At 62.9% G+C, this 24,352-nt stretch carries 19 protein-coding genes and 1 tRNA gene; 7 read left to right on the top strand and 13 right to left on the bottom strand.

Going from position 1 to position 24,352, the window contains the following annotated elements; translation table 11 throughout:
* Nucleotides 1-170: 170 nt before the first annotated feature.
* The 3 genes from GWL_RS00005 to GWL_RS00015 are packed head-to-tail and all read right to left on the bottom strand — an operon-like array spanning nt 171 to nt 5,991.
* On the bottom strand, nt 171-1,622 hold the full coding sequence (locus tag GWL_RS00005; protein WP_008325237.1) for an efflux transporter outer membrane subunit: 1,452 nt from the start codon (nt 1,620-1,622) through the stop codon (nt 171-173).
* A gap of 2 nt (nt 1,623-1,624) precedes the next feature.
* The gene (locus GWL_RS00010; protein WP_034349630.1) at nt 1,625-4,771 is read right to left on the bottom strand and encodes an efflux RND transporter permease subunit; all 3,147 of its coding nucleotides are present in this window, start codon (nt 4,769-4,771) and stop codon (nt 1,625-1,627) included.
* 11 nt (nt 4,772-4,782) lie between these two features.
* Complete coding sequence (locus GWL_RS00015) at nt 4,783-5,991, bottom strand: efflux RND transporter periplasmic adaptor subunit (protein WP_008325245.1); 1,209 nt, start codon at nt 5,989-5,991, stop codon at nt 4,783-4,785.
* 594 nt (nt 5,992-6,585) lie between these two features.
* On the opposite strand from GWL_RS00015, the gene GWL_RS00020 reads away from it, so the two are divergent.
* On the top strand, nt 6,586-7,230 hold the full coding sequence (locus tag GWL_RS00020) for a TetR family transcriptional regulator (protein WP_008325247.1): 645 nt from the start codon (nt 6,586-6,588) through the stop codon (nt 7,228-7,230).
* A 157-nt stretch (nt 7,231-7,387) separates the two neighbouring features.
* On the opposite strand, the gene GWL_RS00025 is transcribed toward GWL_RS00020, so the two are convergent.
* The 3 genes from GWL_RS00025 to GWL_RS00035 form a co-directional block, all read right to left on the bottom strand.
* Nucleotides 7,388-7,711 (bottom strand): rhodanese-like domain-containing protein, encoded by a 324-nt coding sequence (locus tag GWL_RS00025; protein WP_008325250.1) that lies wholly within the window; start codon nt 7,709-7,711, stop codon nt 7,388-7,390.
* Between the two features lie 27 nt (nt 7,712-7,738).
* A complete protein-coding gene (locus GWL_RS00030) occupies nt 7,739-8,404 on the bottom strand; it encodes a protein-L-isoaspartate O-methyltransferase (RefSeq protein WP_008325252.1) in 666 nt (221 codons plus the stop codon).
* A 150-nt stretch (nt 8,405-8,554) separates the two neighbouring features.
* Nucleotides 8,555-9,184, bottom strand: a complete 630-nt coding sequence (locus tag GWL_RS00035; RefSeq protein WP_008325254.1) for a TetR/AcrR family transcriptional regulator — start codon at nt 9,182-9,184, stop codon at nt 8,555-8,557.
* 145 nt (nt 9,185-9,329) lie between these two features.
* On the opposite strand from GWL_RS00035, the gene GWL_RS22670 reads away from it, so the two are divergent.
* On the top strand, nt 9,330-9,641 hold the full coding sequence (locus GWL_RS22670) for a YkgJ family cysteine cluster protein (protein WP_008325256.1): 312 nt from the start codon (nt 9,330-9,332) through the stop codon (nt 9,639-9,641).
* Here GWL_RS22670 and GWL_RS23560 read toward each other — a convergent pair.
* A complete protein-coding gene (locus GWL_RS23560) occupies nt 9,638-9,805 on the bottom strand; it encodes a hypothetical protein (protein WP_008325257.1) in 168 nt (55 codons plus the stop codon). The two genes, GWL_RS22670 and GWL_RS23560, sit on opposite strands and share 4 nt — an antisense overlap.
* 502 nt (nt 9,806-10,307) lie before the next feature.
* Here GWL_RS23560 and GWL_RS00045 point away from each other — a divergent pair.
* The 4 genes from GWL_RS00045 to GWL_RS00060 all read left to right on the top strand — a co-directional run bounded on the left by GWL_RS00045 (nt 10,308) and on the right by GWL_RS00060 (nt 15,883).
* Nucleotides 10,308-11,162 (top strand): undecaprenyl-diphosphate phosphatase, encoded by an 855-nt coding sequence (locus GWL_RS00045; RefSeq protein WP_008325258.1) that lies wholly within the window; start codon nt 10,308-10,310, stop codon nt 11,160-11,162.
* Nucleotides 11,163-11,324: 162 nt separating this feature from the next.
* Nucleotides 11,325-12,197, top strand: coding sequence for an undecaprenyl-diphosphate phosphatase (locus GWL_RS00050; protein ID WP_008325259.1), 873 nt, complete (start codon nt 11,325-11,327; stop codon nt 12,195-12,197).
* Between the two features lie 37 nt (nt 12,198-12,234).
* Nucleotides 12,235-14,088 (top strand): DNA helicase RecQ, encoded by a 1,854-nt coding sequence (recQ, locus tag GWL_RS00055; RefSeq protein WP_008325260.1) that lies wholly within the window; start codon nt 12,235-12,237, stop codon nt 14,086-14,088.
* A 226-nt stretch (nt 14,089-14,314) separates the two neighbouring features.
* Nucleotides 14,315-15,883, top strand: coding sequence for a methyl-accepting chemotaxis protein (locus GWL_RS00060; protein ID WP_008325261.1), 1,569 nt, complete (start codon nt 14,315-14,317; stop codon nt 15,881-15,883).
* A 244-nt stretch (nt 15,884-16,127) separates the two neighbouring features.
* On the opposite strand, the gene trmB is transcribed toward GWL_RS00060, so the two are convergent.
* The 5 genes from trmB to GWL_RS00085 all read right to left on the bottom strand — a co-directional run bounded on the left by trmB (nt 16,128) and on the right by GWL_RS00085 (nt 21,058).
* Nucleotides 16,128-16,847 (bottom strand): tRNA (guanosine(46)-N7)-methyltransferase TrmB, encoded by a 720-nt coding sequence (trmB, locus tag GWL_RS00065; protein WP_008325264.1) that lies wholly within the window; start codon nt 16,845-16,847, stop codon nt 16,128-16,130.
* Nucleotides 16,848-16,928: 81 nt separating this feature from the next.
* Nucleotides 16,929-17,002, bottom strand: a tRNA-Gly gene (locus GWL_RS00070).
* Nucleotides 17,003-17,096: 94 nt separating this feature from the next.
* Entirely contained in the window at nt 17,097-17,264 is a 168-nt protein-coding gene (locus tag GWL_RS23565) for a hypothetical protein (protein WP_175344293.1), read from the bottom strand.
* 74 nt (nt 17,265-17,338) lie between these two features.
* Nucleotides 17,339-17,992, bottom strand: coding sequence for an alanyl-tRNA editing protein (locus GWL_RS00080; protein ID WP_008325268.1), 654 nt, complete (start codon nt 17,990-17,992; stop codon nt 17,339-17,341).
* 126 nt (nt 17,993-18,118) lie between these two features.
* The gene (locus GWL_RS00085) at nt 18,119-21,058 is read right to left on the bottom strand and encodes an HD domain-containing phosphohydrolase (protein ID WP_008325269.1); all 2,940 of its coding nucleotides are present in this window, start codon (nt 21,056-21,058) and stop codon (nt 18,119-18,121) included.
* Between the two features lie 417 nt (nt 21,059-21,475).
* Here GWL_RS00085 and GWL_RS00090 point away from each other — a divergent pair, with 417 nt between their 5' ends.
* Nucleotides 21,476-21,685: a cold-shock protein gene (locus tag GWL_RS00090; protein ID WP_006461922.1), complete on the top strand. Its 210-nt coding sequence runs from the start codon at nt 21,476-21,478 to the stop codon at nt 21,683-21,685.
* Nucleotides 21,686-22,255: 570 nt separating this feature from the next.
* Here the strand turns inward: GWL_RS00090 and GWL_RS00095 are convergent.
* Complete coding sequence (locus GWL_RS00095) at nt 22,256-24,259, bottom strand: transketolase (RefSeq protein WP_008325273.1); 2,004 nt, start codon at nt 24,257-24,259, stop codon at nt 22,256-22,258.
* Between the last annotated feature and the right edge of the window lie 93 nt (nt 24,260-24,352).

Here is a 24,352-nt window from a genome sequence, read left to right on the forward strand (position 1 = left end):
CCAGGGCTGTTAATTTATGCACAGGTAAAAATCTAAGATTCCACCCGAATCCCCGCACACATACCGGGCACGGCAAGCACACCCAAACGACAGACAATAAAAAAGCCGGCAGAGCCGGCTTCTTCATTTCCATCATGGCTGCATCATCATGATACGGACATGCCAACGACTTACTGCTTCGTCGCCGCCGTTACCGTATTCTCATGGATGCCCCCGCCCAGTGCCTTGTACAGATCAATCGCATTGTTCAAGCGCAACTGCCGCGCCTGAATCAAGGCCTGCTGCGCCGAGAACAGATCACGCTGCGCATCCAGCTGATCCAGCGAAGACGCAATGCCGTTCTTGAAGCGCAGGTCGGTCAGTTTCAAGCGTTCCTGCTGGGCCGCCAGGAAAGCCTCCTGTGCCTTGACCTGATCCTCCAGCGAACCACGCGCCACCAGCGCATCAGCCACTTCGCGGAAGGCAGTCTGGATGGTTTTCTCGTAAGTCACAACGGCCTTGTTCTTGCGTACTTCGGCCAGATCCAGGTTGGCGCTGTTGCGTCCGAAGTCGAAAATTGGCAGAGACAGCGAGGGACCAAAGCTCCACGCGCCCGAACCTGACTCGAACAAGCCTCCCAGCGTGCTGCTGGCACTGCCGAAGCTGCCAGTGAGCGAAATGCGCGGGAAGAAGGCCGCGCGTGCCGCGCCGATGTTGGCGTTGGCTGCCAGCAGACTCTGCTCGGCCGAACGGATGTCCGGACGATTGATCAGCAGGTCCGACGGCAGACCCGCCGGAATATCGGTGACGATCTTCTCATCCGACAGCAACTGCGCAGGCGGCAGATCCCCTACCTTCTTGCCCACCAGCAGTGTCAGCGCATTCTCGGCCTGCGCACGCTGGCGCTCCAGCTGAGCCTTGGCCACCCGGGCCGACTCGACCAGCGTCTGCGTCAGACGGAAGTCCAGCGCAGAACTGGCGCCCACGTCGAAGCGCCGCTTTGCCAGGTCGAGATCGGTCTCGCGCGACTTCAGGGTGTCATTGGCCAGCTGCAGCTGTTCTGCATAGGAGCGCTCGGACAGATACGCCTGTGCCACCTGTGCCACCAAACTGATCTGTGCCGACTTCTGGGCCTCCTCCGTGGAGAGATAAGTCGCCAGCGCCGCATCCTTCAGGTTGCGTACGCGGCCGAAGAAGTCCAGCTCGTAGGCTGGCACCGCCAGGCCGACCTGATAGCTGTTGCTGATGAACGGCTGCCCCGTCAGCGACTGACTGGCCGCAGTACGCGCGCGCGCAGCGCTGCCAGTGACGTTCAGGTTGGGCAGCAGATCAGCGCGGGCGATCTGATACTGCGCACGGGCTTCCTCGATGTTGAGCACGGCCGTGCGCAGGTCACGGTTGTTCTCCAGCGCAGCGGCGATCAGTTGCTGCAGACGCTGGTCCGGGAAGAACTGGCGCCAGCCCAGATTGACAGCCTGCAGCTCGGCACGGCCTGCTGCATCGGCCGGATAGGCCGCTTCCACCGGCGCTTGCGGACGGTCATAAGTGGGGGCCAGCGAGCAGCCCCCCAGTACGCCGGCCACCATCAGCGCTGCGCATAATTGCAGCAGGCGAGGCGAGCGCGGCAACGACAGATTGGTCATTGTCATTCTCCACTATCAATCTTGGGCGAGTGGTCGGCGTCAAACTTGCGCTGACGCTCGCTGCCCTTGAAAATCTTGCGCACGACCACGAAGAAGATCGGCACCAGGAACACTGCCAGCACGGTGGCGGTAATCATGCCGCCCATCACGCCGGTACCAATGGCGCGCTGGCTGGCAGAACCGGCACCGGAGGCGATGGCCAGCGGCAACACGCCAAGAATGAAGGCCAGCGAGGTCATGATGATGGGACGGAAGCGCAGGTGTACCGCTTCCAGCGTCGCTTCGATCAGGCCCTTGCCTTGCGCTTGCAGATCCTTGGCGAACTCGATGATCAGAATCGCGTTCTTGGCCGACAGACCCACCACTGCAATCATCCCCACCTTGAAGTAAACGTCGTTGGGCATGGCGCGCAGCGTCACCCCAAGCAGCGCACCCAGGATACCCAGCGGCACCACCAGCATCACCGCCAGCGGAATCGAGGTGCTTTCATACAAGGCGGCCAGCACCAGGAACACCGCGATCAGCGACAGCGCATACAGGGCAGGGGCCTGGTTGCCGGAGGTCTTTTCTTCCAGCGACTGGCCGGTCCATTCGAAACCGAAGCCCGGCGGCAGCTTGGTCACGAAGGATTCCATCTCGGCCATGGCTTCACCGGTACTGCGGCCAGGGGCTGCACCGCCGGCGATCTTCATGGCCGGATAGCCGTTGTAGCGGATCAGCTGCACCGGACCATTGATCCACTTCGCGGTCACGAAGGCCGAGAAGGGCACCATGCCGCCATTGGCGTTGCGGGCGTACAAGTTGGTCAGATCTTCAGGTTGCAGGCGGCGATTGGCATCGGCCTGCACGATCACGCGCTGCTGACGGCCCTGGTTGGGGAAATCGTTCACATAGGCCGAACCCAGCGCCGTGGAGAGCACACTGTTGATCGTCGAGAACGGTACGCCCAGCGCATTGGCCTTGTCGCGGTCGATGTCCAGTTGCAGCTGCGGCGCATCTTCCAGACCTTCCGGACGCACCCCGGCCAGCACCTTGCTCTGGGCCGCCATGCCCAGGATCTGGTTGCGGGCCTGCACCAGTGCAGCGTGACCCAGACCGGCGCGGTCCTGCAGACGGAAGGTGAAGCCGGTCGCATTGCCCAGTTCCGGAATCGGCGGCGGGTTCAGCGGGAAGACGATCGCATCCTTGATCCGCGAGAAGGTGCCGAATGCCTTGTGAGCAATCGCATCAGCTGATTGCGACTTGTCGCGCTCGGACCAGTCCTTCAGCGGAGTAAACACCAGTGCCGCGTTCTGGCCATTACCGGAGAACGAGTAACCCAGCACCGCAATGGCATGCTCCACCGCCGGATCCTTGAGATAGTACTGCTCGATCTGCTTAACCACCTCGGTAGTACGCGCGGTACTCGCGCCCGGCGGCAGCTGCACGTTGGTGATGATGTAGCCCTGGTCTTCGTTGGGCAGGAAGGATGCCGGCAGGCGCACATACAGCAGGCCCACGCACGCCACGATGACCACGTAGACGATCATGTAGCGACCGGCCTTGCCCAGCATGCGAGCGATCAAGCCCTGGTAGCCATTGGCGGTAGTGTTGAACTTGCGGTTGAACCAGCCGAAGAAGCCCTTCTTCTCGTGGTGGTGACCCTTCTCCACCGGCTTGAGGATGGTCGCGCACAGCGCCGGCGTGAGAGTGAAAGCCATCAGCACCGAGAACACCATCGAGGCCACCATCGACAGCGAGAACTGGCGATAGATCGCCCCCACCGCGCCACCGAAGAAGGCCATCGGGATGAACACTGCGATGAGCACCAGGGTGATACCGATCAGCGCGCCGCTGATCTGACCCATGGCCTTGCGGGTGGCGTCGGCAGGCGAGAGACCTTCCTCGCTCATGATGCGTTCGACGTTCTCCACCACCACGATGGCGTCATCGACCAGGATACCGATGGCCAGCACCATGCCGAACATGGTCAGCACGTTGATCGAGAAGCCGAACAGCAGCAGCGTGGCAAAGGTCCCCAACAGCGCCACCGGCACCACGATGGTCGGGATGATGGTGTAGCGGATGTTCTGCAGGAACAGGAACATCACCAGGAACACCAGCACGATGGCTTCGATCAGGGTCTTGACCACTTCCTCGATCGAGATCTTGACGAACTTGGAAGTGTCGTACGGGATGGTGTATTTCACGCCCGCCGGGAAGTACTTGGACAGCTCTTCCATCTTCTTGTGCACGGCCGTGGCAGTACCTAGCGCATTGGCAGTGGGCGAGAGCTGCACGCCGATGAAGGACGAGGGCTTGCCATCCAGGCGACCGGACGTGTCATAACTCTGGCCACCGACTTCGATGCGGGCCACATCGCGCAGGCGTACGCTGGAGCCATCGGCATTGGCGCGCAGCACGATGTTGCCGAACTGCTCGGGCGAGGTCAGCTGACCGTTCACCACCACGGTGGCGGCGATCTGCTGGGTGCCCGGGCTGGGCAAGGCACCCAGGGTACCGCCGGCCACCAGTGCGTTCTGTGCCTGGATGGCCGCCGTCACGTCGGCCGGAGTCAGGCTCAGGCCGATCAGCTTGTTCGGGTCGATCCAGATGCGCATGGCGCGTTCGGTACCGAACAGCTGCGCCTGACCGACACCGGGCACGCGCTTGATTTCGTTCAGGACATTGCGCGACAGATAGTCACCCAGCGCCACCGGATCAAGCTTGCCATCGGTGGAAGACAAACCGATGAAGAGCAGGAAGTTGGAACGCGACTTGGTCACCTGCACGCCCTGCTGCGTCACGGCCGCCGGCAGGCGGGCCTCGACGCGCTTCAAGCGGTTCTGCACATCCACCGCCGCCAGGTCCGGATTGGTTTCCGGCGAGAAGGTGATGGTGATCTGCACCTGGCCGTTGGCCTGGCTTTGCGACTCGATGTATTGCAGGCCATCGGCGCCGTTCATTTCCTGTTCGATCAGGCTGGTCACCGAATCGTCCAGGGTCTGTGCGGTTGCACCCGGATAGGTGGCCGTGACCACAATGGTCGGCGGCGCAATGTTGGGGTACTGGGACACCGGCAAGCCGGTGATGGCCAGCGCACCGGCCAGCATGATGAAGATCGCTAGCACCCACGCAAATACGGGGCGATCAATAAAGAACTTTCCCATCTGGCAGCCTCTTAGTTAGCTTTCGGTTGGGCACTCGCGTCCTGCTTGGCCGGCTGGCCGGCAGCAGCGGCGGGAGCGCCCGCGGGACTCCATTGGACCGGCTTGACGGTGGCGCCCGGGCGGACCTTTTGCAGACCCTCCACGATCACGCGATCACCTTCCTTCAAGCCATCGAGAATCTGCCAGTTGTTGCCGCGTGCGCCGCCGGTCTTGACCGGACGCGGTTCGACCTTGTTCTCGGCATTGACCACCATCACGATCGAACCGCCGGCGTCGCGCATCACAGCCTGTTGCGGCACCAGCAGAGCCTGCTCATCGACAGCCTGCTCGATCTTGGTCCGCACATAGGTCCCCGGCAGCAGCAGGCGCTTGGGATTGGGGAATTCGGCGCGCAGCGAGACCGAACCGGTGCTTTCATCCACACTCACATCGGAGAACAGCAGCTTGCCCGGCTGGTCGTAGGGCTGGCCGTTTTCCAGCACCAGGGTCACGCTGGCCTTGTTGTCGCCGACCTTCTTCAACTGGCCGGCCGCCATGGCCTGCTGCAGCCTCAACAGATCGGCGCTGGACTGGGTCACGTTGACATAGATCGGATCGAGCTGCTGCACCAGGGCCAGCTGGGTGGCATCCCCCTGGCCCACCAGGGCGCCCTCGGTCACCAGTGCGCGGCCGATACGGCCGGAGATGGGCGAGGTCACGGTGGCATAGCCCAGGTTCAGGCTGGCCGTCTGCACGGCCGCCTTGCCGGCGGCCACGTCGGCTTCGGCCTGCTTCTGGGCCGCCACGGCGTTGTCATATTCTTGCTTGGAGACGGCATTGACTTCCACCAGCGGCTTGTAGCGCTGCGCGGTCAGCGAAGTCTGGGTCAGGTTGGCCTGGGCGCGTGCCAGCGTGGCTTGTGCGCTTTCCAGGCTGGCCTTGTACTGGGCCGGATCGATCTTGAAGAGCACCTGGCCTGCCTTGACCTCGCTGCCTTCCTTGAAGACGCGCTTTTGCACGATGCCCGCCACCCGTGCGCGTACCTGCGCCACGCGGAAGGCTTCCACCCGGCCCGGCAGTTCATTGGTGATGGCCACGCGCTGCGGGGTGATGGTCACCACCGAGACTTCGGCCGGCGGCATCGGGCCGCCTTGCGCGGCGGGTTTCTGTCCGCAGGCAACCAGCGCGGCGGCAACGGCGACGGTCATGGTGAGGCGCGTGAAACGACTGACTGAGCTCATAGATATCTCGCACGAAAGTAAAGTTGAAGCCGCCAGGGCGGCGATGAAACGAATGCCGTAGAACCGGTCACGACGATGATGCTGACCCTGTCATCCACAGTCGGAGGGGATGGATGTTCCAGGGCGCAGGTTGTTGCAATGCAAAAGATCCCCACCGGCCTCGCGGCCAGGGTGATGAATTTTTTTGCACTTGATGAACGGCAGGGACTTGAAGCGGATGCTATTATACATACATCCATGAATGTATGTATTTCTTCTCAACATCACATTAATTTAACAAAATTGTTCGAGACGGCGTAGCAAAATATGAGCGATACCTTGCATTTCCGTGCGAAAGGGACTCAGATGCCGTCTTCGCTGCCGAGAACCTGAGCTCTTCCCTCTGCACTGCGGGTGTTGCCGCGCTGCCAGGAAGACGAAACAGAGGCCCTGATATTGTGCATGAATCTCACTTATTCCTTCATGACCATTGCTGCGCACATGAAGCCTTTGACGAATATGCGCCCGCGCCGGATGATGTGCATTTGCAACATGCGCATGGGATGGCGGGCCTGATGGGCGGCGTCATCGTTCTTTCTGCCGGAGCTTGCTGACATGGCCCGATCGACCAAGGAAGAAGCGCTGGAAACCCGTTCCCGCATCCTTGATGCGGCCGAGCAGGTGTTTCATGAGCGCGGCGTCTCCCAGACCTCGCTGGCCGACGTGGCCAAGGCGGCCGAGGTCACGCGCGGGGCCATCTACTGGCATTTCAAGAACAAGAGCGATCTGTTCGACGCCATGTGCGAGCGCGTGCGCCTGCCCATGGAAGCGGTACTGGAGGAGAACGCCAGCCCGCAGGTCGCAGATCCGCTGGGCCAGTTCCTGCGCAGCGGTGTCTATGTGCTGACCATGGCTGCGACGGACGAGCGCTGCCGGCGCGTGTTCGACATCATCTTCAACAAGTGCGAATTCGCCGACGCCCACGACCCCATCCTCATCCGCCAGCGCGAATGCCATGTGGATGGGCTGTTGCGACTGGAGCAGATCCTGCTCAACGCGGTTGCGCGCGGTCAGCTTCCGGTCACGCTGGATATCCGCCTGGCCTGCCTGGCGGCGCATGCCACCTTCAGTGGCTTGCTCACCGACTGGTTCTTTTCGCCGGACAGCTTCGACCTGGTCAAGGACGGCGAACGCATCCTGGCGGCCTCGCTCCATACCCTCAAGACTGCACCGTCCTTGCAGAAGCTGCAGCCGGACTGAATCCCTCAAGACCCGGGCGGTTCTCAGGCGATATGAAGTAAAAAGCAAAAAAACAGGGAAAATCAGGCAGGCCGGAGAACCCGGCCCCCGTCTGGTCGGCCTGCGCCATGTGCATGACGCCCGCCGGCCAGAGTGCGATATGAAGCGATAGACCGGATCAGTAGGTCGGCATCGCGGGGTCGACCTCATTGGCCCAGGCATGTACGCCACCGCTCAGGTTGATCACCCTGGTAAAGCCCTGGCGCTCCAGGAAGGCCGCCACCTGCATGCTGCGTCCGCCGTGATGGCAGATGCAGACCACCGGCTGCTCTTCATCGAGCTCCGAGAAGCGGCCGGGAATGGTGTTCATCGGGACCAGCTGCGAGCCGGCGATGTGGCAGGTCTGGTGTTCCCAGGGCTCGCGCACATCCAGCAGCAGGGGCGTGGGGCGATCCGGATCGTTGATCCAGGTCGCCAGTTCCGGGGCAGAGATATGCTCCATGATGCTTTCCTGTCTCGGCCTGCCGGCTCAGAACGTGAAGTGGGACGGCGTAATCGCTGCATGCAGCGGCTTGGCCAGGGTTTCCACGATATTGACGGTCTCGAAGGCGTGTTCCGAGGTGCGGGTAATCAGTTGCAGTTCCATCACCGGGGCCGAGCCGACGATGGCCAGCAGGCGGCCACCGATCTTGAGCTGCTTGCCGAAGGCTTCCGGCAGCACCGGCAGCGAGCCGGAGATGACGATGACGTCGTATTCAGCTGCCTTGCCGTCGGCACCGGTCCAGCCCTGCGCGCCATTGCCCAGTTGTACGTCCACATTGGCCACGCCGTAGTCGGCCAGGTTCTGCTCGGCCAGGGCCTTCAGTTCGGGGGAGATTTCCACGGTCGTCACGTGACGGGCCTTGTGGGCCAGCAGGGCCGCCATGTAGCCCGAGCCTGCGCCGATTTCCAGCACGTATTCGTGCTTCTTCACATTGGCTTCCTGCAGGATGCGCGCTTCGATCTTGGGAGCCAGCATGTTTTCACCACCCGGCAGCGGGATCTCGGTGTCGAAGAAAGCCAGGCTGCGATAGGCGGCCGGGACGAATTCTTCACGCTTGACGACCATCAGCAGGTCCAGCACATCCTGCGCCAGCACGTTCCAGGGGCGGATTTGCTGCTCGATCATGTTGAAGCGGGCTTGTTCGATATTCATGGCGGTGGCTCGATTAATCAATTGCGACGGAAAGGCAGCATTTTAGCAAACACCGCCGCCCTAATCAGCCCATCTGTGTGGGGAATAAGCCCAGCGGCAGGCTTGTGTTGCGGGTTTTCCTCAATGCAATGCGAGCGTGTCAGGCTGGCATCAGGTGTTCAGTCCATTCAGGCAGAGGTCGATCATGCTCTGCAGGTAGGCTTGCGGATCGATGGGATCAGCCGCGCAGGGTGCGAGTGAGCGTTCCCACAGCATCAGCATGATGAGGGGGGCGATGATGACCTTCTTCATCGCCTGGGCATCGATGTGGCGAAATTCCCCGCGCGCCATGCCGCGTTCGAGCACGCGTACCACCGTGGCGTCGCCGCGGGCGGTGATCTCGTCATGGTAGAAGCGCGCCAGCTCGGGGAAGTTGCCGGATTCGGCCACCATCAGCTTGGCAATACCCATCACGCCGGAGTGCGAGGCGGCCTGCCACCAGTGCATGATGAGCTCGCGCAGCAGTTCGCCGCTGCTGCCGGCATGGCCCTCGATGCGCGCCTCGGCCTGGTCCAGCAGGGGCAGCATGTTGGTACGCACCACCGACTTGAAGAGGCTTTCCTTGCCGTCGAAGTAGAGATAGAGCGTGCCCTTGGAGACGCCCGCGCGGGCCGCCACGTCTTCCAGGCGGGTGGCGGCATAGCCGCGTTCGACGAACAACTCCAGAGCCGCCGCCAGCAACTCCTGGGGGCGGTCCTGCTTGCGTCGTTCCCAACGCGGTTCTTTGGCCGATGCTGACATGAGAAACAAGATTACCGGGACGGGGCACTGTAAGTGGCAAATCGCGCCGGCGTCAAGCGAGCGGCGCAAGCCCTCCACGCATGCCGCAGAGAGCACGATGCACTACAATGCAGTCCCCGCGTACCACCGGCCACCAGGAAAGCCCATGAACTGCCGAGACGCATGCGGCGCCTGCTGCATCGCCCCCTCCATCACCAGCCCGATTCCCGGCATGCCGCATGGCAAGCCGGCCAATGTGCCCTGTGTGCAACTGGGGGAGGACATGCGCTGCAAGATCTTCGGCCAGCCGGAGCGTCCGGCCTTCTGCGCCGGCTTGCAGCCTTCGCCGGAGATGTGTGGGCAGAACCGCAGCCAGGCCATTACCTGGCTCAGTGAACTGGAGACGCTGACCGCGCCGGGCAGCAAGGCTGGCCGGCGACCGGAAGAGGACGCCCGAGGCGGCAGGACGCCGCTCTAGAAGGCTTCCTCGCGCCGCCGTCGCGCTTCTTCGCGAATATCCTCGATGAGCCGCCGGGTATCCACCTTTTCCTTGAGGTGGGCGGCATGGGCTTCACGGCTGATGGGAGCGATGGTGGTCAGCTCCTTCAGATCGGCAGTACTTTCTTCGTGTCGATGATGCACCGCTGCTCCTGAATCGATAAAAGGGAGGGAGGAACCCTGCCTTTGTACCACGGATCGGCATCATCTGGCGAGTTTGGCATCAAATGAGCGCTGATACGGGGCCGATGTGTCCTGATCCGGGTCCCGGCGAAAGATCCCGCTCCTGCCCCGCAGGGGATGGGATGAATGAAAAGTCAGCTTCGTGCGAATGGCTGACAGGAAAACGCGAGTTTTGTCACCCTGCTAAGGTAAAATCCGTTTTTGTTGCAGCGCACCGAGTGCACTTTCTGCATGCCGGTGAGGTCCAAAGGCCGCTTGATGGCAACGCAAACCGTCCTGCCCGGGTTTGGGCGGCCCCGTGACCGTGCTTGACGGTAGCCGGCCACCCAAAAACGGGAGATTGCTTCACCCGTTTGCGTATCCAGGCGCCCGGAGGGCCGAATTGGCGGGCTTTCGGGCCCGGTAGCAGCTATTTCCTTCATTTCCCTTCAACCCCACCACCACAGCCACTCACAGCACCCGTATGGATACTCTCCTCGCGCTCAAGGCGCTCATCATGGGCATCGTCGAAGGCCTGACCGAATTCCTGCCCATTTCCTCCACCGGCCACCTGATCCTGACCAACAGCCTGTTGCAGTTCACGGGTCCCGAATTTTCCAAGGACAAGGCCGACGTCTTCGAGATCGTCATCCAGGCCGGCGCCATCCTGGCGGTGTGCTGGGAGTACCGTGCGCGCATCGCTGCCGTGTTGACCGGCTTGTTCACCGACCGCAAGGCGCAGCGCCTGGTGATCAACCTGATCATCGCCTTTCTGCCGGCGGCCATCCTGGGCCTGCTGTTCAGTCGCCGCATCAAGGAAATGCTGTTCAACCCGGTCTCGGTGGCGATCGCCTTCATCGTCGGCGGCCTCATCATCCTGTGGGTGGAGCGTCGCAACAAGGACCGCATGAGCATGGCCTCGGCCCGCGTCGAAACGGTAGACGACATGACCGCCCTGGACGCCCTCAAGGTCGGCATCGCCCAGGCCTTCGCCCTGATCCCCGGTACCAGCCGCTCGGGCGCCACCATCATCGGCGGCATGATGTTCGGCCTGTCGCGCAAGGCGGCCACTGAGTTTTCGTTCTTCCTGGCCATCCCCACGCTCTTCGCCGCCACCCTCTATTCGCTCTACAAGGAACGCGCCCTGCTGTCGGCCGCCGACGTGCCGCTGTTCACCGTGGGTACCGTGGCCGCCTTCGTCTCGGCCTTCCTGTGCGTGCGCTGGTTGCTGCGCTACATCAGCTCGCACGATTTCACCATCTTCGCCTGGTATCGCATCGTCTTCGGCATCATCGTTCTGGTGACTGCCTATACCGGCGTGGTCGCCTGGGTGGAGTGATCCACCGGCGCCTGACATCGCACAGCGCATGCCTGTGCGGGCGTCAGGCGCCTGTCAGCCAGCGCCCCGGCGGGCGCGGTACACTGCAGCACCCGTGGTCGGCCTTGCTGCCGGCACCGGTTCACAACATTCTTTTCGCCAACTCCCTTCAGAGCACACCCCATGGCCAACGTCTGCAGCGCCGGGCTTGATATCGGCTTTGCCTCCCTCAGTTACGCGCAGATCGGTTTTCTCGGCATCGTCCAGGGCATCACCGAACTGCTCCCCATTTCCTCGACCGCCCACATGCGCGTGGTACCGGCCTTCCTGGGCTGGCATGATCCGGGCTCGGCCTTTTCCGCCGCCATGCAGCTGGCGGCGCTGGCCGCCGTGATCAGCTACTTCCGGCGCGATGTGACGGCGGTGACCGGTGGCAGCCTGGCTGCCTGGCGTCGCCGCGATTTCACCGATCCCATGTTCAGGCTGGCCGTGGCCATTCTCCTGGCCACCATTCCCATCGGCATTGCCGGACTGGCCTTGTCGCACGTGCTCAACGCCTGCGGCTCGCCGCTGCGCAGCCTCTCCGTGATCGGCTGGTCCTGCATCGTCATGGCGGTGCTGCTGGCGATCTCGGAACTGGTCTGCCGCCATCGCCGCAGTGTCGACCAGATGCGCCTGCGCGATGCCATGATCGTCGGGCTGGCACAGGTCGGTGCGCTCATCCCGGGGGTCTCGCGTTCCGGCTCCACGCTCACCGCCGCGCTGTTCCTGAATTTCCGTCGCGAGGAAGCCGCGCGCTTTTCCTTCCTGCTGGGTTTGCCTGCCATCGCGCTGGCTGGCTTGAAGGAGCTGGCCGTGCTGCTGCATGCGCATATCCCGCTGCAAGCCTGGGGCGTGCTGCTGTTCGGCCTGGTCGTGGCAAGTGTCTCGGCTTTTGTCGCCATCTGGGGCTTGATGAAATTCCTGGAGCGTTTCTCGACATGGCCCTTCATCGTCTATCGAGCTGCGCTGGGTGTTTTCCTGCTGTTGGCGGTGTCGCGGGGCTGGCTGCAATAAAATAGCGCCTTTGCTACGCAGCAGCTTCAGGTTTTCCATGGTCGATTTCGATTCCCTGCCTCCCGGCGCCACCCAGCAGGAACGTGCACTGCACGTGCTGGAAACGGTGTTCGGCTACTCGTCCTTTCGCGGTCATCAGGGCGAGATCGTCCAGCACGTCGCCGGTGGCGGGGATGCCTTGGTGCTCATGCCCACCGGCGGCGGCAAATCGCTCTGCTACCAGGTCCCGGCGTTGCTGCGCGCGGGCACGGGCGTGGTGGTCTCGCCGCTGATCGCGCTGATGCAGGACCAGGTCGATGCCTTGGCCGAAGTCGGGGTGCGCGCCGCTTTCCTCAATTCCACCCAGAGTTTCGACGAAGCCCTGCAAATCGAGCGGCGCCTGCGTCAGGGGGATCTGGATCTGCTCTACGTCGCCCCCGAACGCCTGATGACGCCGCGCTGTCTGGAGTTGCTGGAGTCGGCCCGCATCTCGCTGTTCGCCATCGATGAAGCGCACTGCGTCTCGCAATGGGGCCATGATTTCCGTCCGGAATACATCAAACTCTCCATCCTGCACGAGCGTTTCCCGCAGGTGCCGCGCATCGCGCTGACGGCCACCGCCGACCAGCAGACCCGCGAAGAAATCATCCACCGCCTGCAACTGGAAGATGCGCGCCAGTTCGTTTCCTCCTTCGACCGTCCCAACATCCGTTACCAGATCGTCGAGAAGGCCAACGGCCGCAAGCAGTTGCTGGACTTCATCAAGAGCGAACATCCGGACGATGCCGGCATCGTCTACTGTCTCTCGCGCAAGAAGGTCGAGGAGACTGCCGAGTTCCTGCGTGGCGAGGGCCTCAATGCGCTGGCCTATCACGCCGGCATGGACTATGCGCTGCGCACCAGGAACCAGGCGCGCTTTCTGCGCGAAGACAAGATCGTGATGGTGGCCACCATCGCCTTCGGCATGGGCATTGACAAGCCCGACGTGCGCTTCGTCTGCCACCTCGACCTGCCCAAGAGCGTGGAAGGCTATTACCAGGAAACCGGTCGCGCCGGCCGCGACGGCCTGCCTGCCGACGCCTGGATGGCCTATGGCCTGCAGGATGTGGTGCAGCAGCGCCGCATGATTGATGAATCCGAAGCCGACGAAACCTTCAAGCGCGTGCTCGGCACCAAGCTCGACGCCATGCTGTCTCTGTGCGAGACCTTGCACTGCCGGCGCGTGCATCTGCTGGATTATTTCGGCGAGCCATCCAGCCCCTGCGGCAATTGCGATACCTGCCTCACACCACCGGTTTCCTTCGATGCCACGGTCGAGGTGCAGAAGCTGCTCTCTACCGTTTACCGCGTCGAGCAACGCTTTGCACCCGGCCATGTGATCGAGGTGCTGCGCGGCATCGATGGCGAACGCGTCAAGCAGTGGCGTCACGACCAGCTTTCCGTCTTTGGTGTCGGCAGTGATCGCGGCGAGGCTGAATGGCGTGCCATCCTGCGCCAGGTGATCGCCCTGGGTCTGCTGACCGTGGACGCCGAGAACTACAGCGCCCTGAAGCTCACCGAAGCCGCCCGCCCGGTACTGCGCGGCGAGCAGCAGGTGCAGTTGCGCCGCTACCGCAAGCCGGAGAAGGCCAAGCGCAGCTCGCAGCGCTCCGGCTTCGTTGAGACCAACCTCAGCAGCGAAGAACAGGCGCTCTTCGAGAAGCTGCGCTGGTGGCGCGTGGAGACGGCGCGCGAACACAACGTGCCGGCCTACGTCATCTTCCACGACGCCACCATGCGCGAGATCGCCAAGGCGCGGCCGCAGTCGCTGGATGCGCTGCGCCACGTCACCGGCGTGGGCGAGAAGAAACTGGAGACCTATGGCGCCCAGATCATCGCCCTGATTGCCGACATGGAGTCGGCCGGCACCTGATCGGACGCCGTTCGATCATCGTCAATTCTCTTCATTTCCTTGCCTGACTGCATTATCGCCGTGGCGTCCTGACGGGCGTTTGCGGCCTGCGTTGCAGGTGCAACACAGCTTTCCTTCATAAAGCACTTTTACCGGCCATTTCGTGAGCTTGCAGCGGCTGCCTGGCGATATCATCGACGACGGGGAATCGAGTTCAACACCAACGAAGGTGAGCCGGGGGGGCCGCATGAAACTCAATGATCTGAAGATAGGCGTACGTCTGGGCATGCTGTCGGCGCTGTTGCTGGCGGCCATCGCCTTTGTCGGTGTACGCGGCGTGATGGTGCTCGGCGAAGTCTACGGGCAGGGCGCACAGGCCATGGAAACCGGCGCGCTCATCGAGCAGGCGGTGGACGCCGCCCGCAGTGCGCAGGTGCAATTCAAGATTCAGGTGCAGGAGTGGAAAAATACCTTGCTGCGCGGCAAGGACCCTGCGGCCTTCACCAAGTATCGTCAGGCTTTCATCGATGAAAGCGCCGCCACCCAGAAGCAGCTCAGTTCCCTCGAAGCGCTGATGCCGCGCATCGGCATGGATGCAGGGGCAGTCCGCAAGGCCAGGCAAGCCCACGTCGAGCTGCTTGATCGCTACCTGGAGGCCCTCAAGCTCTACGCCTCCGACGATCCGGCCGCGGTCGGGCGGGTGGATGCGCAGGTCAAGGGGGTTGACCGGCTACCGACCAAGATGATCGACGACATCGTCACGGCGGTCCTCGAACAGAGCCGCAAGAAGCGCGACGCTGTCAATGCCGACAGTCTCTCCGACTTTCAGCAGGCGCGTGTGCTGTTGCTGCTTTCGATCAGCCTGTCGCTGCTGCTGGGCCTGGCCATCACCTGGACACTGGTGCGCAGCATCGTGCGTCCGCTTGGCGAAGCGGTGCAGATTGCGCAGACGGTAGCCGCGGGCGATCTGCGTTCACAGGTCGTCATTCGCGGCAAGGACGAGACCGCGCAGCTGTTGCGCTCGCTCAAGGAGATGAACGACAACCTGGCCGGCATTGTCTCCGAAGTACGCGGCGGCACCGGTGCCATCACGGTGGCGGCTACCCAGATTGCCAGCGGCAACCGTGACCTCTCCGAGCGCACCGAAGAGCAGGCGGGCTCGCTCGAAGAGACCGCGGCCTCGATGGAAGAGATCACCTCTACCGTGCAGAAGAATGCCGAGAACACCCATGAGGCTCATCAACTGGCGGACCAGGCCTCGGGGGTGGCACGCAAGGGGGGCGAAATGGTGGGGGCGGTGGTCCAGACCATGCAGGCCATCGAGGAGAGTTCTCATCGCATCGTCGAGATCATCAGCGTCATTGATGGCATTGCCTTCCAGACCAACATTCTGGCGCTCAATGCGGCGGTGGAGGCCGCGCGTGCAGGGGAGCAGGGCCGCGGGTTTGCCGTGGTGGCCTCGGAAGTGCGCAGCCTGGCCCAGCGCAGTGCCACGGCGGCGCGCGAGATCAAGGCGCTGATCGATGATTCGGTCGACAAGATCAATGCCGGGTCGGCGCTGGTCAATGGCGCGGGCGGCACCATGGAAGAGATCATCAGCGCCATCCACAAGGTGGCTGCCATCATGGATGACATCAATGTCGCCAACCGCGAGCAGAGCGCCGGCATCGATGAAGTCAACAAGGCCGTGGTGCAGATGGACGGTGTCACGCAGCAGAATGCGGCGCTGGTGGAAGAAGCGGCGGCAGCAGCAGAAAGCCTGCAGTTCCAGGCGGAGTCGCTGTCGCGCGCGGTGGCGGTCTTCAAGCTCCAGTGAAGCCATCGCAAACAATGGCAATGGCCATGGAAACAAAAACAGAAATAAAAATGGCATGCCTTGCTGGCATGCCATTGAAGCGCATTTCTGCGGGTCTTCTGCTGGTCCTCTGCTGAACTTCGGGTGATCACTCCAGGTGATCGCTTTTGTTCATCCCCGGAGGGATTCCTGTCGGTGATCACTTTTGCTCATCATCTGCTGCATGCACGTTTGAGAGTTTCAATCGTGCATGCGGCGCAGGTATTCAGGCGCGCTTTTCGAACACCAGATCCCACACGCCATGACCCAGACGCAGGCCGCGGTTTTCGAACTTGGTGGTATCGCGGTAATGCGGACGCGGGACGTAGCCGGACGGATCGGTCGCGGTATTTTTCAGGGTCGGTTCGGCCGACAGGACTTCGAGCATCTGGATGGCATATTCTTCCCAGTCGGTGGCGCAGTGGAGATAGCCACCGGGGGCCAGGCGGGTGCTGATCAGTTGCACCAGGGGCGACTGGATCAGGCGGCGCTTGTTGTGGCGCGCCTTGTGCCAGGGATCGGGGAAGAACACATGCACGCCGGCCAGGGACTCGGGGGCGATCATGTTGGTGAGCACTTCGACGGCATCGTGCTGGATGATGCGGACGTTTTCCAGCTGGCCTTCGCCGATCAGCTTGAGGTAGCTGCCCACGCCGGGGGTATGGACTTCGACGCCGATGAAGTTTTTCTCGGGCATCAGGGCCGAGATCTTGGCGCTGGTTTCGCCCATGCCGAAGCCGATTTCGAGGATGGTCGGTGCCTGGCGTGCGAAGGTGGCATCCAGGTCCAGCGGGGCCTTGTCGTAGGGGACGAGGAAGCGCGGTCCGAGTTCTTCCAGTGCGCGTCCTTGCGCGACCGACACGCGCCCGGCGCGGGTGACGAAACTGCGGATGCGGCGCTCGCTGGGATCGTAGAACAGCGGCTTGCCGGATTTGTTTTCAGACATGGATGACTCGAAGCAATTGAGGCGCGGCCCGCACAGTCGCGCCGGTCAGGGACGGGCGAAGAGGGCCGCAGGGAAGCGATCTGGAGCGGGTGAAGGGGATCGAACCCTCGTCTTAAGCTTGGGAAGCTTCTGCTCTACCATTGAGCTACACCCGCGAGAGCGCGTATTTTACGCGGGATTCTATTGCGCGGGCAAACCTTGGTGCGGTCAGATTGGCTTGTTGATCCTGAGCCAATTCCGTTGCGCAATTTATTTATCCTGCTCCTTGGTCTCACGCGCCTTCCTGGCTTTGGCATATTGCTCGGACATTTTGCGCCATTGATTCAATTGCCGGAAATAAGTCCTCTTGATACCCACCTCGGAGAGCGGACGGATACCACGGACCGGACCGACGGGAGGGACGCGACGTTCGCTCATGATGTGTGGCTCCTGCCAGGGTTTGTTGGCCCTGATGATGATCTTGTTTTCGAAACGGTCTGGTATTTCCTTCTTCACGCCTGCCCAAGCTCATCCAACAGAATCTCGATGCGCTCCTTGCCGCGCCCGGTGTTCTTGCGCTTGAGCCGTATCGTTCCCACTTCGGCAGTGGTGCGTGGGTGCGTACCGCCGCAGGCCATGCGCGCAAATCCTTCCACTTCCCAGTAACGCCGCCCGGCCGCTTCGTCGCTGAAGGCCGTGACGATGGGCCGGTCCGCCGCCACCAGTTGCCGCGCCGCCGCCTCGATGGCCGGGAACAGCGGGGCCAGGCTGGTTTCGCTGGCGAAGTCCACGCGCGCCTTGTCCACGGCAATATGCGCGCCGATGCGTTCGATGCCGGGACGCATCTGGTAGACCAGCTGCAACACCATCTCGGCCGCGAAGTGCAGGCGCATCAGGCGATAGCGCCGCGCCCAGTCGATCTGCAGGCGAACCGCATCGCCGACCTGAAGTCCATGGCCCGATGGCAGCGTGTAGACGATGTCTTGCTCGCGCTTCTCCGCCTGCAGCACGGGATGGCCGCCCAGCGTACCGACGTCACTCTCCTGCCCACCGGAAAAAGCGAAAAAGATCGTCTGCGCCACCTGGACCCGGTCCCCATCAACGGCGCTGATCATCGTATCGAGTTCGGTCTGGTAGGGAGCGGACCAGAAAATTTTGCAAGTCATGATCGGGAGCACATGGCAACAGTTGATCGGTACGGCACATCGGCGCAAGTGTGTCACGCGCGAGACGCCAAACACAGGTGCACAAATTCTACGCTGAAAGCGGACTCACGCTTCGCATCACGGGATTCAGGCAGGCTGCGGGTCAAGCAGGTCTTCAATGGCCGCAATATCCACCGCATCCCGCTGCTCCGCCCTCAGCAGTTCATCGGCATAACTGCGCCACAAGCCACTGTGCAGGAAGTAGCGGAACAGCTCCGTATCCAGATGCTGCTCCCGGCACATCCTGGCCATGATGCGCAGCGATTCCGACAAGGTCTTGGCCGGCTTGTAAGGACGGTCCGCTGCGGTCAGCGCTTCGAAGACGTCGGCCAGCGCCATCACCCTGTCCTGCAAGGGTAGTTCGGCTGCGCGCAGGCGGCGCGGATAACCGCTGCCATCCATCTTCTCGTGATGATTGGCAGCGGTATCGGGCACGCTCTTGAGCGAGTCCGGCCACGGCAGGCGCTTCAACATCACCAGCGTCTGCACGATGTGGTTGTTGATGGCGAAGCGGTCTTCCTCGGTCAGCGTGCCGCGCCGTACCGTCAGGTTGTGCAGCTCGCCCATGTTCTGCCGGACCTGCGGCAAGCGCATGTCGAAGCCCAGAGTATTGCGCGGATCGCCCCGTTCAACCGGCGGGCGGTGCCCCTCTTCCCAGGCCACCTCGTGCTCGGGACGATCGGCCAGCAACTGCTCGGTGCAGGGAAGCGCCTGCTGCACCTGAGCGCCACGCGCGGCGGCGAGCCGCCGGCTCTCTTCGTCAGCCAGACCCAGGCTGTCATCGAAATGACGCTGCCAGGTCTGCGTGGCGATCTGGCGCAGGCGTGCGATGGCCTCGTCCGACATGGCCTCGCCGCCAACATTGCACTGCGCGACAAAGGCAAAATCCTCGCGCAACTGCTGTCGGCGCTGTTGCAGCTGCACGCGCCAGGCTTCGGCCTGGGCCGGGGGCAGGGTGGTGTAGAGCTCGCGCAGCAGATCCAGTTCGGCATCGCGCCACAGAACCTCGAAGCGCATGCGCACTTCATGGATGCGGTTGTGGATCACTTCCAGCTTGGTGGCCTTGTCCACGATGTGCTCGGGACTGGTGACCTTGCCGCAGTCGTGCAGCAGCGCGGCCAGCTGGAAGGCATAGCGCTGGTCTTCGTCGAGCCGGAAGTCGGCATAGCGGCCCTGGTCTTCCTGCGCCAGCCGGTCCACCAACTGGATGGCCAGGTGCGGTACCCGCTCGCAGTGGCCACCGGTGTAGGGACTCTTCGCATCGATGGCATCGGCCATGAGACGGATCAGGGACTCCAGCAGCGCCTTTTGTGCGGCGATCAGCTGACGTGTCTCGATGGCCACGGCCAGCATGCCCGAAAGACGCCGCGCAAAGGCCAGGAAGCGCGGATCCTCGTGGGCGCTGTCATGGGCGTGCATGAGCACCAGCAGACCTTCAAGCGAGCCATCGCGACCACGCAGATCCAGTTCCACGCGCAGGCGGCCATCCTCGGTCTCGCGTGCTTCAAGTGCACAAGCGGCCCCGGCAGCCTCTGCGCCCTGCTCGTCATAAGCCATGCTGTCGGCCAGGCCGCATTGCTGGCCATAGGCCGCAGCCCGCTGCATCTGGCTGCCCTCGCGCTGCCACAGATAGACCGCGCCACCGTCGCAGCGCGTGGCCTGCACGAACTTCTCCAGCACCTGCTGCAGCATTTCTTCGACATGCGTCTCGGTACTGAGGATGGCGCTGATGTCGAGGAAGGCTTCTACCGTCAGACTCACGTGGTCCACCATGTCGGTGAGCATGTTGATCTCGCGCAGGGTGCTGCGACGCCGGTTCTGGATGCGGAAGTCGAAGCGCGACATGCGTCCGGCCCGCAGGGCGAGTCGCTCCATGCTGCGGCCGATGGCGCGTCCGGCCCACCACCCCAATGGCAGGAAGGCCAGCACCACCAGAAAGGCCACCAGTACCAGGGTCTTGCGATTGCGGTCGAGCTGGCCCAGCAGCTCGTCGCCGGGGGCCGCAATGAGCAGCTTGAGGGCATGGCCGTCGATGACATTGAAGGGCAATGACAGACCCAGCCACTCCCGTCCGCCCACGCTGTAGAGCGTGCTGGTCTGGCCATCCCGTGCGCGCTCGGCCAGGTGCGACAGGCTCGGTACATCCAGCTCCGGCAGGCCCCGGAAACGGAAGTGCTCGCCGTCCTGCTCCAGTACGCGCGCCATGTCGCTGTAGGCGATCACGCGCTGGTTCTCGTCCACCAGCGCCAGCTCACTGTGGGGCGTCAGGCGCAGGTTGCCCAGACTGGCGGCGAGGTCATCGAGTGTCATGTCGATGGCCACCACGGCATCGGTGTTGCGGGCACGCTGCGACAGGCTGATACCGATCTGGCGCGTGGTGAAAAATACGTAAGGGGCGGAGATGGAGGGGATCAGCGAACGGTCCGCCGTGGCGTACCAGGGGCGCGTGCGCGGGTCGAAGCGATAGCCGGCCTCGTCGCGCAGGCTCAGCAGTTTCAGTTCGGCGTCGTAGAAGCGATATTGCCCGTGCTGCGCACCGTGGGCATCGTGCACGATGGTCTGCACGAGGAAAGCCGATGCAGTCGGCGCGGAGAAGAAAGCGCGCTGCTCCGCACCCCGCAGCGAGCGCACCAGCAGGAAGTCGCCATTGGGATAGCCCACGTAGACCGCCGACACCAGCGGATTGGCAACCAGGTCGATGGAGAAGGCCGCGATGCGCGTGAGGCGCTCATCAAGCCGGGTGGATTCGGTGATCGGATCGAAGGCCAGCTGGCGCAGCGTGGCCACGGCAGGGTCGATGATGCGGCGCGAGCGCTCGGTCATGATGCGCCCGGCATCCTCGGCGGAACGCTCGGCCATGTCCAGCAGCACCTGGCGTGCCCCCCACCAGCCTACTGAGACCAGCACCACCGCCAGCAGGACCATGCCCGCCATCACCAGTGCGGAAATGCCGAAGCGCACCGGCAGACCAGGCACGGTGGCGTCGTCATCAGAGGGATCAAACAAGGGGCGTTCGGGAAGGGGCATCGAGCACGCAGTGACTGGGTGACATGCAGCGGAACCCGCGATGCCATCGGCGCCGCCCACCCACCGGCGCACAACGGGACACGGCCTCTTTTATCTCCGCGTCAATATACCGGAATTACGTTGGGCCAGCAAAAAGCGGTCACGCGGCGTCTGCGGGCGTGGCCCGGTGGCGGCGACACGCCGGACATGCCGACAGAAAAACCACACATTTATCAACAGATCACGGCACGTTGTAGCAATTGGTGTACAATACGACTTGTACTTGCATCAAGTTGTATTCTTGTTGGTTCCAATTCCGCCTGACTGTCGTTCCCTCCTCGGTCGTTCTGTTTTCTTTCCTTCGGTTTCAGTTCTTGGTTTCAAGTGCCTTCCAGGCAGATGCCTTCATTCGTCCCAAACTTTCCAGAGGAAACAAACATGAGCACTCAAACCGGCGTAGTCAAATGGTTCAACGATGCCAAGGGCTTCGGCTTCATCACTCCTGATGCCGGCGGTGCCGACGTCTTCGCGCACTTCCAGGACATCCAGTCCAACGGCTTCCGCAGCCTGTCGGAAAACCAGCGCGTGTCCTTCGACCGCGGTGTCGGCCCCAAGGGTGAAAAGGCCACCAACATCAAGGTCATCTAAGACCGCGATTTTCGCGCAAGCGAAGCAGGATATCCCCGCTGTCCGCGCCTGAACGTCCCCGGAATTCCATACGCTCCAAGGACCAGGCCGGCAGACTCCGCAGCCCTTTCATGTCGGCGCGAATTCATTCGCAGACGCTCACCTGGCAGATAGCCAGGGAGGGTCGGTTCCGAAGGAGAGGGCAGCGCAGGGCGTCGCCCTTGCCAGAGACTCCCCTGTGGCCGTGCAGATAGTGCGGGCAGGTGAACTTTGACGGCAGGGGCGCGTCGATCACGGCGCAAGCCGTGTAGCAAATAGTTAATTAATCGCTCGTAGAAGCGTGACACCGGACCGCACCAACGGCGGCTTCCGGTCCACAACACATGGGCCTGCTCGCACTCACAGATTGAGTGGGAGCAGGCCCACTACCTGGATTGCGACCGCACCGGCCAGATAGACCGGGCAGGGCACTCTCGCAGCACCTGGCAGATCGCCAGGGTCATGAGGGAATCCAGCGTTAATCAATGAACGGCCCATCTGGTTTCAGATGGGCTTTTTGCGTTCTGGAACCGGATAAACGATATAAATGATTTAATCCGCCTGCACCTGCGCGCCATCCAGCAGCTGCAAAGCCTGCGCCACCACCGCCTCCGGCGTGATCCCGAAATGCCGGTACAGCACATCGGCCGGTCCCGGTGCGCCGAATCCCGTCATGCCGACGAAACCACCGCGCTCCCCCAGGTAGCGATCCCAGCCAAAGCGCAGCGCCGCCTCTATCCCCACGCGCACCGTATCACTGCCCAGCACGGCGTGACGATAGTGGCTGTCCTGCTGGTCGAACAATTCCCAGCATGGCAGTGAGACCACCGCCGTAGCCACGCCACGGGCTTCGAGCAGATCGCGCGCAGCGCAGGCGATGGCGACCTCCGAGCCAGTGGCCAGCAAGGTGACCTGGCGCGCCCCGCATTGCGCCTCTGCCAGCACATAGCCGCCGCGCGCACTCAGATTGCTCACCTCGAAACGCTTGCGTACCGGCGGCAAGCTTTGTCGAGCCAACACCATGCTCACCGGCCCGCTCCGGTGCTGCATGGCGACTTCCCAGCATTCCACCACCTCGCTGGCATCGGCCGGACGCATCACCAGCATGTTGGGCATGGCGCGCAGCGCGGCGAGGATTTCCACCGGCTGATGTGTCGGCCCGTTCTTGCCGATGCCAATGGAGTCATGGCTGAACACGAACTTGACCGGCAAGCCCATCAACGCGGCCATGCGCATGGCCGGGCGTTCGTAATCCGAGAAGGCCAGATAGGTCACGGCCAGCGGGATCACGCCGCCATGCGCGGCCATGCCATTGGCCATCGCGCCCATCACATGTTCACGCACCCCGCAATGCACGTAGGCACCGCTGCGGTCGGCGGCAGTAAAGGCGTTGAGCGAACCCTTGTGCGCGGTCGGTGCTTCGAGATCGGCGCAGCCGACCATGCGTTCCGGGATCACTTCGGCCAGCAACTGGTTGAGGGCGGCCGAGATCAGGATGCCGCCTTGCGCCTGCGCGGGCTCATGCGCGGTGCGTTTGAATTGCAGCAACACGTCCTGCCATCGGTCGGGCAAGTCACCGCGCAGGAGGCGTTCGAATTCGGCGCGTTGTGTCGCCGGCAGGGCCTGCAGACGCCGCTGCCAGGCCGCATGTTCATCGCGATGGCGCTGACCGAATCCGCGCCACGGCGAGAGGATCTCCGGTGGAATCTCGAAGGGCGCATGCGGCCATTGCAGCAGCGCGCGTGCGGCCTGGGCATCCTCCGGATACAGGCGGGCACTGTGACCGCCGCGCTGGCCCTGCACGCGCGGGATACCACGTCCGATGACGGTACGGCAGGCGATCATCGAAGGCCGGTCCGAGGCGTGTGCGGCATCCAGTGCGCGCGAGACGGCATCGATATCGTGCCCGTCCACTTCCACCACATGCCAGCCCGCCACGCGGAAGCGCTCGGCCACGTTCTCGCTGATGGAAAGCTCGGTGGCGCCGTCATCGGTGATCTGGTTGTCGTCCCACAGCAGGGTGAGCTTGGACAGACGCAGGTGACCGGCCAGCGAAATCATTTCCTGGCCGATGCCTTCTTGCAGGCAGCCGTCGCCGACGAAGGCATAGGTGCGATGGTTGACGATGTCGTCGCCGAAACGCGCATTCAGATAAGCCTCGGCCACGGCCATGCCCAGGGCATTGGCGATGCCCTGGCCGAGCGGACCGGTGGTGACTTCGATGCCCAGATGCGGCGCGTATTCCGGATGGCCGGCGCAGTGCGAGCCGAACTCGCGGAAGTTGCGCAGTTCCTCCAGCGTGATGTGTTCGTAACCGGTGAGGTAGAGCAGGCTATAGAGCAGCATCGAGCCGTGACCATTGGAGAGCACCACGCGGTCGCGGTCAGGCCAGGTCGGGTCGTCCGCATGAAAGCGCAGATGGCGCGCATACAGGGCCGTGGCGATCTCGGCCATGCCCAGCGGAACGCCCTGGTGGCCCTCGGTGGCACGCACGATGGCATCGATGGACAGGAAGCGGATGGCATGCGCCAGCGGCTGCAGGGGATGTGGGGTCATGACAGCAAGGCGCGCCGACCCGGTGGCGGGGCGGTGCGTCAGTCTCCGTTGTAATGGTGGAGGCTTATTCTTGGCGCGCAGTGCACATGCAGG

The sequence above is a fragment of the Herbaspirillum sp. GW103 genome (assembly GCF_000261365.1).
Taxonomy (GTDB): domain Bacteria; phylum Pseudomonadota; class Gammaproteobacteria; order Burkholderiales; family Burkholderiaceae_D; genus Herbaspirillum.